This is a genomic window from Candidatus Pantoea formicae (genome assembly GCF_011752625.1).
Lineage (GTDB): Bacteria > Pseudomonadota > Gammaproteobacteria > Enterobacterales > Enterobacteriaceae > Pantoea > Pantoea formicae.
In genome coordinates this window covers 779,481-795,477 of record NZ_VWXD01000001.1, presented here as the reverse complement: position 1 = coordinate 795,477, position 15,997 = coordinate 779,481, and the positions used below count along the sequence as shown (strand labels likewise).

Annotated in this window: 17 protein-coding genes; 5 read left to right on the top strand and 12 right to left on the bottom strand. The window is 54.4% G+C overall.

What is annotated here, in order from left to right; translation table 11 throughout:
* Positions 1-12: 12 nt before the first annotated feature.
* Genes F3J38_RS03820 through F3J38_RS03805 form a run of 4 tightly spaced genes read right to left on the bottom strand, consistent with a single transcriptional unit; the run spans position 13 to position 3,494 of the window.
* On the bottom strand, positions 13-891 hold the full coding sequence (locus F3J38_RS03820) for a creatininase family protein (protein WP_167135212.1): 879 nt from the start codon (positions 889-891) through the stop codon (positions 13-15).
* A 14-nt stretch (positions 892-905) separates the two neighbouring features.
* Positions 906-1,361: a RidA family protein gene (locus F3J38_RS03815; RefSeq protein WP_167135593.1), complete on the bottom strand. Its 456-nt coding sequence runs from the start codon at positions 1,359-1,361 to the stop codon at positions 906-908.
* Entirely contained in the window at positions 1,351-2,547 is a 1,197-nt protein-coding gene (locus tag F3J38_RS03810; protein WP_167135210.1) for an amidohydrolase family protein, read from the bottom strand. The genes F3J38_RS03815 and F3J38_RS03810 overlap by 11 nt, the downstream gene beginning before the upstream one ends.
* Positions 2,544-3,494 carry a PDR/VanB family oxidoreductase gene (locus F3J38_RS03805; protein ID WP_205298099.1) on the bottom strand — a complete coding sequence of 317 codons (951 nt, stop codon included), beginning with the start codon at positions 3,492-3,494 and terminating at the stop codon, positions 2,544-2,546. Before F3J38_RS03805 ends, F3J38_RS03810 begins: the two co-directional genes overlap by 4 nt.
* Positions 3,495-3,640: 146 nt before the next feature.
* Between F3J38_RS03805 and F3J38_RS03800 the strand changes: the two genes are divergently transcribed.
* Positions 3,641-4,579 carry a LysR family transcriptional regulator gene (locus F3J38_RS03800; RefSeq protein ID WP_167135208.1) on the top strand — a complete coding sequence of 313 codons (939 nt, stop codon included), beginning with the start codon at positions 3,641-3,643 and terminating at the stop codon, positions 4,577-4,579.
* Positions 4,580-4,626: 47 nt separating this feature from the next.
* Here F3J38_RS03800 and F3J38_RS03795 read toward each other — a convergent pair whose 3' ends face one another.
* Entirely contained in the window at positions 4,627-5,967 is a 1,341-nt protein-coding gene (locus F3J38_RS03795; RefSeq protein WP_167135206.1) for a glycoside hydrolase family 10-like protein, read from the bottom strand.
* Between the two features lie 138 nt (positions 5,968-6,105).
* Here F3J38_RS03795 and F3J38_RS03790 point away from each other — a divergent pair, with 138 nt between their 5' ends.
* Positions 6,106-6,432 (top strand): hypothetical protein, encoded by a 327-nt coding sequence (locus F3J38_RS03790; protein WP_034829827.1) that lies wholly within the window; start codon positions 6,106-6,108, stop codon positions 6,430-6,432.
* A gap of 34 nt (positions 6,433-6,466) precedes the next feature.
* On the opposite strand, the gene gabP is transcribed toward F3J38_RS03790, so the two are convergent.
* The gene (gene gabP, locus F3J38_RS03785) at positions 6,467-7,861 is read right to left on the bottom strand and encodes a GABA permease (RefSeq protein ID WP_167135204.1); all 1,395 of its coding nucleotides are present in this window, start codon (positions 7,859-7,861) and stop codon (positions 6,467-6,469) included.
* A gap of 96 nt (positions 7,862-7,957) precedes the next feature.
* On the bottom strand, positions 7,958-9,220 hold the full coding sequence (gabT, locus tag F3J38_RS03780; RefSeq protein ID WP_167135202.1) for a 4-aminobutyrate--2-oxoglutarate transaminase: 1,263 nt from the start codon (positions 9,218-9,220) through the stop codon (positions 7,958-7,960).
* A gap of 109 nt (positions 9,221-9,329) precedes the next feature.
* On the opposite strand from gabT, the gene pdxR reads away from it, so the two are divergent.
* Positions 9,330-10,823: a MocR-like pyridoxine biosynthesis transcription factor PdxR gene (pdxR, locus tag F3J38_RS03775; protein ID WP_205298098.1), complete on the top strand. Its 1,494-nt coding sequence runs from the start codon at positions 9,330-9,332 to the stop codon at positions 10,821-10,823.
* A 55-nt stretch (positions 10,824-10,878) separates the two neighbouring features.
* On the opposite strand, the gene F3J38_RS03770 is transcribed toward pdxR, so the two are convergent.
* Positions 10,879-11,736: an aldo/keto reductase family oxidoreductase gene (locus tag F3J38_RS03770; RefSeq protein ID WP_167135200.1), complete on the bottom strand. Its 858-nt coding sequence runs from the start codon at positions 11,734-11,736 to the stop codon at positions 10,879-10,881.
* A gap of 97 nt (positions 11,737-11,833) precedes the next feature.
* Here F3J38_RS03770 and F3J38_RS03765 point away from each other — a divergent pair, with 97 nt between their 5' ends.
* Positions 11,834-12,751, top strand: a complete 918-nt coding sequence (locus F3J38_RS03765; RefSeq protein ID WP_167135199.1) for a LysR family transcriptional regulator — start codon at positions 11,834-11,836, stop codon at positions 12,749-12,751.
* Here the strand turns inward: F3J38_RS03765 and F3J38_RS03760 are convergent.
* Positions 12,726-13,334 (bottom strand): TetR/AcrR family transcriptional regulator, encoded by a 609-nt coding sequence (locus F3J38_RS03760; RefSeq protein WP_167135197.1) that lies wholly within the window; start codon positions 13,332-13,334, stop codon positions 12,726-12,728. The two genes, F3J38_RS03765 and F3J38_RS03760, sit on opposite strands and share 26 nt — an antisense overlap.
* 129 nt (positions 13,335-13,463) lie before the next feature.
* Here F3J38_RS03760 and F3J38_RS03755 point away from each other — a divergent pair, with 129 nt between their 5' ends.
* On the top strand, positions 13,464-13,856 hold the full coding sequence (locus F3J38_RS03755; protein ID WP_167135195.1) for a RidA family protein: 393 nt from the start codon (positions 13,464-13,466) through the stop codon (positions 13,854-13,856).
* A 33-nt stretch (positions 13,857-13,889) separates the two neighbouring features.
* On the opposite strand, the gene F3J38_RS03750 is transcribed toward F3J38_RS03755, so the two are convergent.
* Genes F3J38_RS03750 through F3J38_RS03740 form a run of 3 tightly spaced genes read right to left on the bottom strand, consistent with a single transcriptional unit; the run spans position 13,890 to position 15,893 of the window.
* Positions 13,890-14,090 (bottom strand): hypothetical protein, encoded by a 201-nt coding sequence (locus F3J38_RS03750; RefSeq protein WP_167135193.1) that lies wholly within the window; start codon positions 14,088-14,090, stop codon positions 13,890-13,892.
* 37 nt (positions 14,091-14,127) lie between these two features.
* Complete coding sequence (locus tag F3J38_RS03745) at positions 14,128-14,742, bottom strand: ANTAR domain-containing response regulator (RefSeq protein WP_167135191.1); 615 nt, start codon at positions 14,740-14,742, stop codon at positions 14,128-14,130.
* Positions 14,739-15,893 (bottom strand): transporter substrate-binding domain-containing protein, encoded by a 1,155-nt coding sequence (locus F3J38_RS03740; RefSeq protein ID WP_167135189.1) that lies wholly within the window; start codon positions 15,891-15,893, stop codon positions 14,739-14,741. The genes F3J38_RS03745 and F3J38_RS03740 overlap by 4 nt, the downstream gene beginning before the upstream one ends.
* Positions 15,894-15,997: the final 104 nt, after the last annotated feature.

Below are 15,997 nucleotides of genomic sequence, written 5' to 3'. Positions count from 1 at the left end.
AGTGATTCCCGTTTAGCGCGGTTGTAATAGTGATGCTGCGTCGTGGTGGTCTAACACTTTGCCCTGCCAGTGACCGGTGCCCCATGCCGGTTCAGCGCGGGTCACCCAGGTCATTTGATGCACTTCGGTTATCACCTGTGCCCAACTTTCGGCCAGCGAATCCAGGATAGCCGCCCCTTGCTCAGGGGTAGAAGGCAGGGGATCGCCAATCACGCCGCTGGGGCCGAAGTCATAGGAAGCCCACGCCGCCATCGGCTTGTTGGCGGAAAGCGTCGGGCAGGGGAATTCCGGGGGATAATTTGCGACGGCTTTGCTCATCTGCACCGTATCCGGTGCGAGCGCCATCATCAGTGCAGTTTCCGCGTGGCCGGCGTGCATCGCCATCTGACGCTCTTTGTCGTCCATAAAGCTTTCGGCACAGTTTGGCACTTTGAAGGTGTCTTGCATGATGATGATCATGTCACCATGACGCAGGCGCAGTTCACGCGCCGCCATTTGCAGCGGCTGCGGCTGGCCACCGTGTCCATTTACCATTAAAAACTTGCGGAAACCGGCGCGATAAAGGGATTCACCAATCTCCAGAATGGTGTGCAGCAGGGTTTCTCCCGTCAGCGTCAGCGTACCGGGGAAGTGCAGGTGCTCATCGGATTTACCGTAAGTAATGGGCGGAATGGCGTAAGCCTGGATCTCCGCGGGCAAACGGGCCAGGGCATGCCCGACCACACCCGATGAAATCACGCTGTCCACCGCACAGGGGAGATGTGGGCCGTGCTGTTCGATAGCGCCCGTCGGCAGGACAATCACCGTGTTGGCTTTATTTTCCAGGGTGGCAATGTCGGTCCAGCTCAGGTACGGCAAAAAGCGGTTTGCCGGAATATAACCATGCAACATACTGTTTCCTCTTGTTATTGCGGCAACCACGCCGTGGCTTCAACTTCGATTAATACCTCTGGGCTAGGCAGCATTTCGCTGACCTGCACCACAGTAGAGACCGGCGGTTCGTCCGGGAAGAACTGCTTGCGAACCCGGCTGTAGTGTGGAAAGTGATCCAGATTGCGGAAGTACTGCACCAGTTTGAACACATCGCTCATCTGCCCACCGGCGCTCTCAATGGTGGTGCGAATACTCTCCAGTACGTACCAGCTCTGCGCCAGAATCGGGCCTTCTTTGAAATCCGTAGAGAATTCACCGCTGCGTCCTAGCAGCATTTGGGCGGCTTCGGGGATATCGCCGTAACCGCGCACGATGGTGGCCGTCTGCGGATTGACCGGAATAATGCCGGAGAGAAAAATAAAGTCGCCGACGCGTCGCCACGCCGCATATTTCGCCAGCGGTTTACCCGCGCCTTCATCAAGCATCATTTGTTGCTTCTCCATAACGCACGCCCTGTTTAAGCCGATAGCGTTGGCGCTGGCGCAGCGGCCAGCTTGCGGTATCGGCATGCGGAAAAATCACCATATCGTTGCGATAAAAAGCGTCGGCCCGGCAGATAAGCTGTGAGGCCTCATCAAAGGCGGCCCCCAATTGCAGGCTCAATACGCCGCTGAACAGCGTATCGAGCGGGTCATAACTGCCCAGGGGGCAAAAGGCGTCTTGTACGTTATCAGCCCCGAGCAGCAGAGGAATGCCACGGGTTTGCGCTTCTTTCACCAGCGTCAGCCCGCGCTGGCGCGGGGTGCGACCGGGCACCGCATCCTGTAACAGCAAGTTGGTCAACGGCAGGGCAATCAGAGTCACCCGCTGCTGGGCCAGCAGATCGAGGATCTCGAGCGCATCTTCCTGTTGTGACAGTGCGCAGCTGTGGCTACAGGTAATCTGGCCGCTGAACGGATGGTGTTGCAGGGTGTTCGCCAGCCATCGCATGCCTTGCGCCTCGGTATTGAGTTCTTCATCAATGTGGAGATCGAGATCCAACTGATGCTGTTCGGCAGCCTGAAGCAGGTTCAAGAGGGCTTGTGCATCCCAGTTACTGCTGTGAATAAAACCGCCCAGTAACGCACCGGGACCGCTGGCCGCCACCTGGGTAGCAATATGCTGAGCGTCATCCGGATTGGCGAAGAAACTCAGCGGCGCGAGTGCCACACGTTCGATACAGCACAGCGGATGCTGCATTTCACCGATCACCTGCCACGCCAGCGGCGCTTCCGTGGTGAACCAGTCAACATGGGTACGCAGCAGGCTTACGCCGCTCTCCACCGCCCAGAGCAACGCTTGCTGGGTGCGCTTCTCAAGATCTTCACGACTCCAGTGCATGCGGTCCTGATGCATTGCCGCGATGGCAGCCAGCAAGCCAGGCTGCTGTGCCGGACTGCGCTGGATGGTGAACGTTTTGTCCAGATGCGCATGCGGCTCAATCAATGCGGGCAGCACCAGAGCGCCATTGAGCGGCAGATAATCGGCATGCGGCCCTTCATCAGGGGCCAGTTGCAGGCCGTCGGAATGAAAATGTAAGGTTGCCAACTGGGGCTGGTCGCCCTGCATTGGCCAATGGTCTGGCAATAGCCAGCGGGGTAAGCGTGCCCCGGTTGCGCCCGGATAGGTTTTCATAGGTCGAGTACCAGAACCGGAGAACGTGCGCGTGAGCAACACAGCACGATGCAGTCATTGGCTGCACGCTCTTTCTGACTTAGCACTTCATCGCGGTGATCGGGTTCACCCGCCAAAACACCGGTAATGCAGGCACCGCACATCCCCTGTTCACAAGAGAGTTCGATGTCGATACCGGCGGCTTCCAGCACCTCGGCGATACTTTGTTCCTCGCTGACGGTGAAACGCGTGCCGGAGGAGGCAATTTCTACCTCGAAGCTGTCGCCTGCTGTGATTGGGGCGTTGTCGGGTTTGAACCGTTCACTGTGCAACTGGTCCTGCTGCCAACCCTGTTCCAGCGCCCGTTGCTGTAGGCTTTCCATAAAGCCAGTGGGCCCACAGGCCACCAGGGCGCTGTTTGCGGGCATGCGCAGATCGGCGGGGATCTGCGTGCGCAGACTGTCGCCTTCACTGCTGTAATGGATAACCACACGCTCACCCAGTGCGGTCAGACGTGCGGAAAACGCCAGCTCATCATGGCGTTTGAGATAGAGGTGCAGCATGAAATCGGCCTGTTTTTCGGCCAACGCTTCTGCCATCACCAGCAGTGGCGTGAGACCAATCCCGGCAGCGAACAATAGCGTGCGGGGGGCTTCCGGCAGCGGAAAGTGGTTACGCGGTGCGGAGAGGGTTAACCTGTCGCCGACCAGGAGTTGTTGATGTACCCAACGTGAACCGCCAGTCGAAGCGGGATCAAGACGAACGCAGATCTCATAGGCAGACGCATTGGCGGCTGAACATAATGAGTACTGACGCATGCCTCCTGCTGGAAGGTGCACATCAATATGCGCGCCCGGTGTGAAGGCCGGGAGAGGGTGGTCGCTGGCACTTTCCAGCGTCAGTAATAGATTGCCAGCACCGTTAGACTGCTTTGCGATGACGGTGACAGCCAGGTGTGTTGATTTCATAATCAGCCTGTCTGAACAGGGCTGTCATCAGCGTTATCGCCGCGCATACCCTTGTTTTTATCATGGCTGCGATTATTATTTTGCGGTTGTGTAAGCGTCCATCTGTTTAATTCGCATGATGCGTTGCAAAAAAGAGAGCACCTACTATGTTCGCCTTCTCACGTTTTCTTATTTATTTTACTGAAGTGGCGCGTCAGGGTTCGCTGCGCAAGGCTTCAGAGGTACTGCATGTTTCTGCCTCCTCTATTGACCGGCAAATTTTGCGGGTGGAAGAACAGCTGGATATGCCGCTGTTTGAACGGCATCCATCAGGATTACGTATGACGGCCGCAGGGGAAATCCTGCTGAATGCGGCAAAAAACTGGCAGCGTGAGTTTGGTCGTGTTTGCACACAGTTGGACGATCTGCGCGGCTTACGCCATGGTCATGTGCATATCGCCACCATTGATGCCATTAACCGCGGCTTCTTCTCATCGATTCTGCAACGCATTCGCGAAGAGTATCCCGGCATTTCGTTTACGCTCACGACCATGAGCAACATCCATATCGCCAATGCGCTGACCGCTGGCGATGCGGATTTTGGCATCATGCTCAATCCACAAAGTTCGCGTGAGCTGTTGGTAAAGTCTTTTGCTGACTTACGTCTGGGTATTGTGGTGAGCAGTCAACATCCACTGGCAAAGCTGGAATCAATCCGTTTCAGCCACTGCGAATCCTGGCCGTTTATTGTCCCTGCCGCGCCCCTGATGTTGGCCGATCCGCTGGAAGCACTGGTAAATAGTTCCGGTATTCGCCTGAATGAAGTCGGCCGAACCAATAACATTCATATGCTGCGTTCACTGGTCCGGGATGGGGTGGGCATCAGTTTGATGTGCTGGCTGGATATTGTTGACGAGTATCGTCGGGGTGAATTGAAGTTCATTCCGCTAATCGACACGGTACTGAAACCCTTCACGTTGTCGTTGTGTGTAGCGCCACAGCGTCAATTGTCGATTGCCGCATCAATGATGTTACGCGAACTGGAATCGTTTTTTGCCTTGATGCAGAGCGAAGAGGCACTGGCGGGTGTTGAGCATAAAGCGTAGCGGCGGCCAGGGGGCCGCCTGTGGTTAGCCAGAACAAGGACGAGTGATTAACTGCCCCAACGGCTGCGCAAATAATTCACTGCCTGCTGCGTTTGCGGTTGGTTAAGATAATTCTCGCGGAACAAAATGGTGCCGTTGATTTGCGGCACCGATTCATTAAGGTCGAGCTGTTTTTTCAGTTCTGGTACGCCGCCATTGATGGTCCAGTCTGGCTCCATTTTGGAGGTTTCACCGACTTTATACAGCGCTACACCGATATAGAGCCGGGTGTGCGTGGGTTTGACTACATTGGCCCACCAGTTCGCGAGCACATCATAACGTGCAGCCTGGCGTGAAAATGGCCAGTAGATCTGTGGTGCGATGTAATCTAACAGGCCCATCTGCACCCATTTGCGTGTATCGGCGTAAGCTTCGTCGTAGGCCGCCGCGCCGCGCGTGTCTGAGCCCGCGGGATCGTGTGATACGTTGCGCCATACACCGGCAGGGCTGACGCCGAATTCGACATGCGGTTTTAACTGCTTAATGGTGCGGGACACTTGTTCAATCAGCTGCTGAGTATTGTGACGTCGCCAGTCCGCTTTCGAGGCGTATCCCTCACCATACTGGTGGAAGGTGGCGCTGTCATTCAGCGTTGAGCCGGGTGATTCCGCATAGAAATAGTCATCAAACTGCACGCCATCGATATCGTAATTTGCAACCACCTCCGCCACGATACTGGTGATCCAGTCACGGGCATCAGGAATACCCGGATCCAATACAAAACGGTCACCTGCGGTGCGGATCCAGTCACGATGCAGAACGAATACACTGGCGGGATGCAGGGAAAGCGTGTTGTTGAGTTCCGTTACGGTGGAAGGTTTAACGTTAGTAGAGACGCGATAAGGGTTAAACCATGCATGCACTTTGATGCCACGCTTATGGGCCTCATCCAGCATAAACTGCAGCGGATCGTAACCGGGATCCTGCCCGATCTTCCCGGTCATCATATCTGACCAGGGCAAGATTTTAGAGTGCCACAGCGCTGTGCCATCGGGTTTAACCTGGAAGAAGACGGTATTAATGCCGAGACTCTTAAGCTTATCCAGCTTATCGGTCAGCGCCTTTTGCTGTTGGCTGATGCGATTTGCCGGGCTGGCATTCACTGAGGCAATGGGCGGCCAGTCAAGGCGCGACACCGTGGTGAGCCAGACGCCGCGCACCGGTTCAGCGTTAACCACTGGTTGCACGGGATGCGGTTTCGGCGTCACAGTCGGAAAGGGTGTGACCAGGGATTTAGGGGGCTCAGAACTGCAGCTAGCCAATAGCAGTGCAGCAGCCAATAAGGCGGCCGATTTTTTCAGGGTGGCAACACGGGGGAAACGCGCGGAACAGGCTATGATAAACTCCATTTCTTTCAATTTACTGTTCGAAGAGCCTCATTCTCTTCTCATCAGCTATAAAGTCAATAAGAGCCCTCGGTAACGTTGTCATGCCATCTATGGCTAACGCTGCGCACGGGAACTCACTAAAAACAGGAATACACTGCCATGACATATGAAGACCTTTACCGCCGCATCGCAATGATCGTTTTTAGCTGCGGACCGCAAGGTGCACGCGAGCTGATCGTAAAAGCCGAGCTATTTGCCGATGACGAAGGCGGTGAATATCAGTTCGATTACCTGGATGAAAACGGCGAACCAGACTGGTTTGAACCGGATGCACAGGCGATTGGGGATTTAACTGAAGCGCTAAAAGATTTTCAGCAATACTTCGTCGATCACGATATGACCGAAGGCAAGCCGGTGTGGAATAAGTGCGTGGTGGTCATCAACGTGCCGGAAGAGTCGATTAGCATTGATGTGCAATATGAATAAGGATTCGGGCATCCTTGCCCGGAAATCTCTTGCTTTATGAACGCACTGCCACTAACGCCTCGCGCTCTCGTAAGGCGCGTTTACGATGCACGATGCGGCTGGTGATCAACACCGCCAACGTGAGTAGACCGGTGGCAATGATCTCAGAGCGATGCGCCGGCATAAACAGCATTGAGACCAACACTCCCACGATGAACACCATGGTTGCCCAGGTTAAGCCTGGGAATAGCCACATGCGATAGCTTAACGTCTCACCTCGTGCCTCGCGTTTTTTGCGCAGAACCAGATGCGAGGCCGCAATCACCAGATAAACCAGCAATGCAATCGCACCGGAACTGGCCAGCAGAAACTCAAATACCGCTGCGGGTGCCAGATAGTTGGCGATCACCGCAAGGAACGCGGCGGCAGTCGAAGCAATCACCGCTACCCATGGGGTGCCGCTGCGTGTGGTTTTTGATGCAGCGGCAGGGGCATCCTGACGACGGGAGAGTGAATACAGCATGCGTGAAGCAGTATAGAGCGCAGAGTTAAGACAACTGCACACCGCGATCAACACCACCACATCGACGATTTGACGTGCGTAAGGAATATTCATCATCTCCATTGCCGTTTGATACGAACCGGCTTTCATCAGCGATGGGGTATTCCACGGCACCAGTGCAATCACGATGAATATCGACAGCAGATAAAACAACGCAATACGCCAGATGACGGAGTTGGTGGCCTGCGTAATCTGCTTTTTCGGTTCACGTGATTCCGCTGCAGCGATAGTGACAATCTCTGTTCCCATAAAGGAGAACATGGTGGTCAGAATGGCGGCCAGTACGGCACCGATTCCGTTTGGCATAAAGCCATGCGTGTCATAGAGGTGAGAAATACCTTGTGTGCTGCTACCGGGCATCAGTCCAAAGATAGCCAGACTGCCGACAATCAGGAAAGCGACAATAGCGACCACTTTCAACAGAGCAAACCAAAATTCGAACTCACCGTAATTCTTTACGCTGAACAGGTTGCTGACCGTCAGGAACGTGGTGATCGCCAGTGTATATTCCCACACCGCAATCTGCGGGAACCAACTGTGCAATATCGTGCCTGCGGCATTGGCTTCCAGTGGAATCACCAATACCCAGAACCACCAGTAGAGCCAGCCTATGGTAAATCCAGCCCAGCGCCCCAGCGATTTATCCGCGTAGGTGGAGAAGGAGCCGGAGTCCGGGGAGGCAACGGCCATCTCCGCTAACATGCGCATAATCAGCACCACCAGCGCACCTGCCGCGATGTAGGCCAGTAACACGGCGGGTCCTGCTTCGGCGATGGCGTGACCGGAACCGACAAACAGTCCGGCACCAATCACACCGGCAATGGATAACATTCGGACATGACGCGGCTTTAAGCCTTGCGCAAGCGCATCGGCATTCTGTGAACTCATTGTTTTCTCCAGATTGTCTCTAGGGCTGTGACGTCGCACAGCCTGGCTGCAGCAGGTGAATAACCAGCCCGCACAGGGGCTGGATAAGCTGAGGGCCTACAAATCCTGGTGTGCGCTCAGCAGGTTGCTGAGAATCTCCAGCGCCTGGCTGAATTGCGCATCCGGAATGGTGAGCGGATAGAGGAAGCGAATCACGTTGCCCTGTGGACCACAGGTCAACAACAGTAAACCTTGGGTCATCGCTTGCTGCTGGATTGTCTGAGCGGTTTGCGCTTCGGCAAATTCCACCGCGACCATCGAACCCAATGCGCGAATATCGGTTATCGCGGAGCAGTGACGACGTGCCTCATTAAGGAATTCAACCAGTTGCGCCCCCAGCTTCTCTGAGCGGTCGCACAGTTGTTCTTCGGCAATAATATCCAGCACCGCATGCGCGGCGGCAATTGCCAGCGGGTTTCCAGCGTAAGTGCCACCCAGACCACCTGGACCTGGCGCATCCATGACCTCTGCGCGACCACTCACCGCAGACAGCGGCATGCCTCCCGCCAGACTTTTCGCCATGGTGATAAGGTCAGGTTTGACGTCGTAATGTTCCATGGCAAAGAGCTTGCCCGTACGGCCAAAGCCGGTTTGCACTTCGTCGGCAATCAGCAGAATGCCGTGTTGATCGGCCAGTTGGCGCAGGCGAACGAAGAACTCAGCAGGGGCGATGTGGAAACCGCCTTCGCCTTGTACTGGCTCCAGCACAATGGCTGCCACGTCTTGCGGCGCGATGTCCTGAGTGAAGATGTCTTGCAGGCTCGCCATCGCATCATCAATGCTAATACCGGTCACGCTGTTGGGATAACGAGCGTGCCACACTGAAGCGGGCATCGGGCCAAAGTCACGCTTATAGGGGGCCACTTTGCCGGTCATCGCCATCGTCATAAACGTACGACCATGGAACGCGTTACCGAAGGTGATAATGCCGTGACGGCGTGTGGCGGCGCGTGCAACTTTAACGGCATTCTCTACCGCTTCAGCACCGGTCGAGAAAAAGGCGGTTTTGGCTTTACCGGCTATGGGCACCACGCTGTTGATGCGCTCTGCCAGGCCGACATAGCTCTCGTAAGGCGTCACCTGGAACGCGGTATGGGTGAATTTTTCTAACTGTTCCGCGATGGCTTTCACAATGCGCGGATGACGGTGGCCGGTATTGAGCACCGCGATACCACCAGCGAAATCAATCCAGCTGTTGCCTTCAACGTCACGCAACGTCGCATTCTCTGCCTGATCGACATACCACTGGCAAAGATTACCGGTGCCACGTGGGAGTGCGTCATCTTTACGTTGTTGCAGCTGGCTGTTTTTACCTTCCATAACCTTTCCTTAGCGATAAGCGTCTTTACAAATCACAACAAACACGCTTATTTATCCCTGCGCTAAGGTTTGTTGCCAGAGCCACTTTTAGAGAAAAGGATGGAGCCAATTGCGGAGTTTATACGCCGATCATGTATTAGAACGTTTGCAGTTTATGACGGAAGGAACGTTGCAACAGCGTCTGTTGGCATGTATGCAGGCTGCAATTGTTGAAGGGATTTTTCCGCGGGCTACGCGGTTACCGGCCACGCGGGATTTGGCTCGTGAGTTATCGGTATCGCGTAATACCGTACTCAATGTTTATGAAAATTTGATGTCACAGGGCTATGTTACCGCGCGCACCGGCAGCGGAACCTGGATCGCCGAAACGCTGCCTGAAGGGTGTTTAAACAGCCCGCGCGGCGATGACCTGACGCTGCCGCTGAGCGTGAAAACGGCGGCAATTTCTAAACGCGGTGCATCGCTGTTGGGCCATGCCAACGCCTCTCCTTATCAATGGGGCGCGTTTGTGCCAGGCGCGCCGGATGTCACGCAGTTTCCGCACAAACTCTTTAGCCAGATTCAGGCGCGATTAAATCGCGAGCCCGATGTCGATCGACTAATTTACAGCAGCAATGGCGGCTGTCCGCAATTGCGACAGGCGCTGGCGGACTATCTCAGCGTGGCCCGATCGGTGCGTGCGGATGCGGATCAAATCATCATCACGGAAGGAATTCATCAGGCGGTTGATCTGGTGACACGCGTGCTTTGCGATCCCGGTGATACGGCGTGGATCGAAGAGCCTGGCTACTGGGGTACGCGAAATCTTTTGCGCATTAACGGTTTGAAAATCCAGGCTATGCCGGTCGATGATCAGGGCATTATTCCTGATTTGCCGCCGCGCAGTCGGGCACCGAAGGTGATATTTGTGACACCGTCACACCAATATCCGCTGGGCGTTCACCTGAGTCTGGAAAGACGTAAGCAGTTGCTGAATTTGGCCAGCAAACATAAAACCTGGCTGGTGGAAGATGATTACGACAGTGAATTTCGCTTCGCCGGTCAGCCTTTTCCCTCGCTGCAGGGCTTTGAGCCCGATGCGCCGGTGATTTACATGGGCACGTTCAGTAAAACGCTTTATCCCGCGTTGCGACTCGGTTATCTGGTGGTGCCGAAAGCGCTGGCTCAACCGTTGCGCGTGGCGGCGGCGGAACTCTATCGCGGTGGGCATTTATTGGTGCAGCGGGCGCTGGCGGAGTTTATCCAGAAAGGGCATTACATGGCGCATATCCGCCGCATGCGCAAACTCTACAGCCAGCGTCGTCGCTTTTTAGCGGGGCTGATTGAGCGTTATCTTGGCGCTGATTTCATGCCGCGCGTCAATCATGAAGCGGGCTTGCATCTGGTGGTGAATTTACCGGCTGGATGTGATGATGTGGCGATTGCTGCACTGGCGCTGCGGCGCGGTGTGAAGGTTAGACCGCTGTCGCAATATTACATGCACCAGCAAGAGCGACGGGGATTGCTGCTGGGTTATGCCTGCGTGGATGAGCGTCAGTGTCAGGATGCATTTGGCGTACTAAAGGCATGTCTGGTGGAGAGCGGGATTTTATCGCGTTCATAGGCGTGTGTGCCTGCAATCATAATGATTGGCGGCCCGAGGGCCGCGTCATTCAGGACTAAGCGATGCCGTTTAAACGTTGCACGACATCGGCACTCAACACCAGATCGCCACTGGCGAGATTCTGCTGGAGGTGTTCTGGTGATGATGTGCCGGGAATCAACAGAATGTTTGGCGAACGTTGAAGTAACCAGGCCAGTGCGACCTGCAATGTAGTGGCATTCAACTCTTCAGCCACGGCAGTAAGCTGCTCGGATTGCAGCGGTGAGAAACCACCCAGTGGGAAGAACGGCACATAAGGAATACCCTGCGCAGCCAGTTGATCAACCAGAGCTTCATCCTGACGATTCGCCAGATTGTAAAGATTCTGCACACAGGCGATGGGCGTCATTTTCTGCGCGTCTTCTACTTGTTTGACCGTTACGTTGCTCAGACCAATATGCTTAACCAGTCCGCGCTCTTTAAGCTTGATCATCGCTTCGACCTGCGGTTCCAGTGAGCCTTCTGCAGGTGCGTGCACGTCGAGCATCGAACGCAGATTCACGACTTCCATCACCTCCAGACCAAGATGACGCAGATTGTCTTCAACCGCCTGGGTCAACTCATCGGGCGAGAAAGCGGGCAACCAGCCTCCTTTCGCATCACGACGGGCACCGACTTTGGTGACGATCACCAGATCGTCGGAATAGGGATGCAGAGCCTTCTTAATCAATTGATTAGTAATGTGCGGGCCGTAAAAGTCGCTGGTATCGATATGATTCACGCCAGCAGCCACCGCATCACGTAGCACCTGTAATGCCCGATTTTCATCGGCTGGCGGGCCAAACACGCCTTTGCCTGCGAGCTGCATGGCACCATAACCGAGGCGTTTAACCTGACGATCACCCAAAGTATAAGTCTTTACGTTGTGAGACATGGAAACCTCCTGCGTAGATGTGTGTACAGATTGTAATCGACAGACTGCTGTGCAACTATCCGGTGAAATCGGGACACAGTGTACGGAAAGGCGAACAATGGCATTGGATATAGCATTGCTGCATGCGGTGGTGGCGGTGGCAAAAGCGGGTGGCTTTCGTGAAGCGGCGCGCATGACCGGCAGCAATCCATCGCGCTTAAGCGATGCAGTAAGGCGAGCTGAGGAGCAGTTAGGCGTGCGGCTGTTCAATCGTACCACGCGCACCGTCGCGCTCACCGAAGCAGGCAGGGCGTTAATGACGCGCTTAATGCCAGCAATGAATGAAGTGGATGCGGCACTCGATTCTCTCAATCATTTCCGCAACACACCGGGTGGCACGTTAAGAATCAATGTGCCCGTTAGCGCGGCCCGACTGGTTTTGCCCTCTATCGTGCCCGGCTTCCTGGCGCGATATCCTGACATACAGCTGGAAGTGGTGGCGGAAAGCAATGTGCAGGATATCTTCCGCGATGGCTGTGATGCCGGAATTCGTTACGACGATCATCTCGAACAGGATATGGTGGCATTACCGATTGGGCCTCGCGTACAACGCTTTGCAGCAGCGGCCTCATCCGCCTATCTGGAAAAATTTGGCACGCCACAACATCCACGTGATTTGCTACAGCATCGTTGCCTATATGGCCGCTATGCCACTGGCGTGATATCGGATTGGGAGTTTGAGAAGGGCGAAGAGGTGGTGCGTTTACAGCCTAAGGGGCCGCTTATTTGCAGCATCGGCGCGGCCATGGATCTCACGGTCGCGGCTGCGGTATCCGGCGCAGGTGTAGTATATCTGTTTGAGGATTGGATCAAACCCGCACTGGATAATGGAAGCCTGCAACCGATTTTGAGCGAGTGGTGGCAGAGCTTTTCCGGACTGTGGCTGTACTATAACGACCGCCGTTTGATCCCAGCACCGCTGCAGGCTTTTCTCGACTATGTGCGCGAACTTAATGTGCAGCCACGGATGGATTGACCAGAAGACCCGACATCAACACGCGGAAGGCATCTACTGCCCGTGGGAGTGCGGCCACCGGTTCGCGGGAGGCGGCAATCCACAGAGCGGCATTCAGTGCGGCACCATTGATTAAATGTGCCGCTGCTTCGGTATCCATCGGCTTCACCGTGCCTTCTGCAATCAGGTTGTCCAGCATATCGGCGGTGGTGCGCAGACACGCGGTTTGATTCGGCCATTGTGAAGGATCGCCTAGCACAGCGGGGCCATCAAGCAGCATAATGCGCTGCACTTCTGGCTCCAGTGACATCTCAATGTAGGTAATCGCTTCCGCCAAAAAAACATGCCACTTTGACTCAAACTGCTGCCCTGCGGCGCGCATCTGCGCCAAAATCTCTGCGTCGATCTGGTCAATAACGGCTTGCAATAGGCCCTTTTTATCGCCGAAATTGTGATAAAGCGCTCCTCGTGTTAGCCCTGCCTCAGCGGTCAGTTCATCCATTGATGCGGCGCTATATCCTTTCTCTGCGAAGGCCCTTCGAGCAGCCCCAATCAATTTTGCCCGCGTTTCTTCTACCTGTTCTGTTCGCCGTTTGGCTGCCATAGCAACTCCAAAAATTTGCATTGACATACGCTGCGTATGTTATCCATATTAATACATACGCGGCGTATGTTAAAGCGATAACCGGCTTAGTTACCCGGTTTCACCCTTTTTTCCATCAGGAGAGCGATTATGAACAAACGTGATGCCATTTTTCCAGCGGGACGTCAGGCGCTGTATGAAATTAACCAATATTCTGCCGCAATACGTTCCGGAGACCTGTTATTTGTCTCGGGCCAGGTAGGAAGTCGGGATAATGGTTCCGCGGAACCTGATTTTGCACGTCAGGTCAATCTGGCGTTTGAAAATCTGCAGGCCGTGCTGAAAGCAGCGGGATGCACGCTGGGTGATGTGGTGGATGTCACCAGTTTTCATACCGATCCTGAGAACCAGTTCGCAATAGTGAACGAAGTACGTTTGCATCATTTCGGTAAACCGCCTTATCCAAACTGGACAGCCGTAGGTGTCAATTGGCTGGCGGGGTTTGATTTTGAAATTAAGGTGATTGCGCGTATTCCGCAGTAAATAGCTCTAGCACAGGTAAGTGCGCCGGGTGAATCAGCGCGCCCGGCGCAGAATCTGCATTACCGCTATGGCAACGACTGCAGAGATAGCAGCTTTAATAAGCACCAGGATGAAGTCGTATTTATCCATCGCAGATTCACCATCACCGGGCACGCGAATAAAATGGCCGACCAGGCTGTCAGGTATAAGCAATACACCAACGATCAAAATCGCCATGAAAATGACAATTTTCATTATCTTCCACACACTTTCCGATGAGTTAAACACGACGTCAGAGTTTATCAACTGCCAGCGCTTTAAGCAGGTTTAACCAGGATGGTTTATTGTTAAGAAACTCGCAGCTGAGATTCTCAATCGTCATATGCTGTGCCATCGCTGCAAGACGCAGCAAGTTGTAAGCTTCGTCTTCCCCTAATTGTAACGATTGCATCACCTGTATTTGGGCAGAGAACAGGTACTTACGCGCACGCAGACGTTCTTCCTGGCGCCTTAATTGTTGTTCGAGTTGGGCAAAACGCGCTGCACTCTCAAGCGCCAGCGTGAAGGCAGTCATCACGCCGTCGAAGCGCACCGGTTTACGCATATAGCTGTCAATTTTCTGTTCAGTGATCCACTGCAGTCGCGAAGGTGTTTCCATGGCGGTGAGCGCAATTTTGGGTAACGCAGGCCAGGGCAATTTGTTGGTGGGATGAAACAGGTCCGGGTTGTCGCCATCGAACACCAGTAACTGTTGCCCGACGAACTGTGCTTCGTTTGGAAAAACCGGGCAAAATTCTCCCTGAATACCCATGCGGGAAAATTGTTGCTCCAGATGATGATTATCTCGATCCGCACAGCCTATCACACACACTTTGAGTCCGCGCATTTGCACGTTTTTTCGGCTCATGTGCGCTCTCCATCCTGATTCAGATTATCGAGATCGGTCCAGGCTAACCAGGGATCAGGCTTTACCGGTTGTGGTGCCTGCCAAAAACTCTCTAGCTTGCCATCGTGACAGCGAGCAAGATGCGGCGTCAGCCAGCTGTGATTATTGTCGGCATCAATTCGGATCGATCCGGCGGGGGAATCCATCTCATCTTTAAGCACGGCAGCACGCACGGTCTCAACGTCAGCATCACCTTGACGGTTGATAGCGCGTGCCAGCAGGTGTCCCGCCAACCAGGCACTTTCGCTGTCAACGGAGGGCGACACGTCTTCGCCAAAACGTTGGCGGTAGGAGCGTAAAAAATCGTGGTTGGCGGCACTGTCGATGGACTGAAACCAACTCGCTGAGACCAGATATCCTTCAAGAGCTTCTGCGCCAATCATGTTCACTTCCGGCTCGCACAGCGTCAGGCTTAACTTTAATACGTCGTTGAGCCAGGGCTGCTGTTGGCTGGCCCGATGCCAGGCACGGTAGAAACTGTACGCACTTTTTCCCACCATGGTGTTGAGTAGCACCCTGGGCCGCAGCGCGATAATATCGGTAATCAGCTCATCGACATTCTCTTCACCGAGCGGCAGTAACTTGCTGGCTAAAACTTCGCCACCGGCCGGGATGACCGCTTCACGCGTGATGCGATCCATCTCCCATGACCAGACGTAATTCGACCCCACGTGATACATCGCGACATCCTGCTGCTGCAACAGCCAGTTCAGAAGCGGCAACACATGCTGATTGGGCGTCGCCCCCAGATAAATTACGCTGTTACTGCTTTCAAAACCTTCATAGCGTGCGGAGTGCCACAGCAGAGCGTTGGCGGATTCGATGAGCGGGAGAATAGTTTTGCGGGCCGCTGAAGTGTAACAACCAATCACATGACGTACACCGTGGCGATAAAGTAAGTCGTGGCAGTCGTCATAATATTTATCCAGCGAACCGCCAGGGTCGCGCACCACTGGCGCGAGGGTGAAGTGATAATCAGGGTTGGCGTTGATTTCTTCAATCGCCAGCAGGATGCCGTTGAGCATTTCGCGCCCGATCACCGCATAATCGCCGGATACGGAGTAAAGGATGCCAATCGGAATAACACTTTTTGGCGGGGGTGTAGCAGACATAGAGTCTCCTGGTGATTAGACGTCTTTCCTTTCCTGTTCTGGCGGCAGGATGGCCGCCAGAACATAACAACATATATCAGCTTTAATAAGAGCGACTGTTGCGC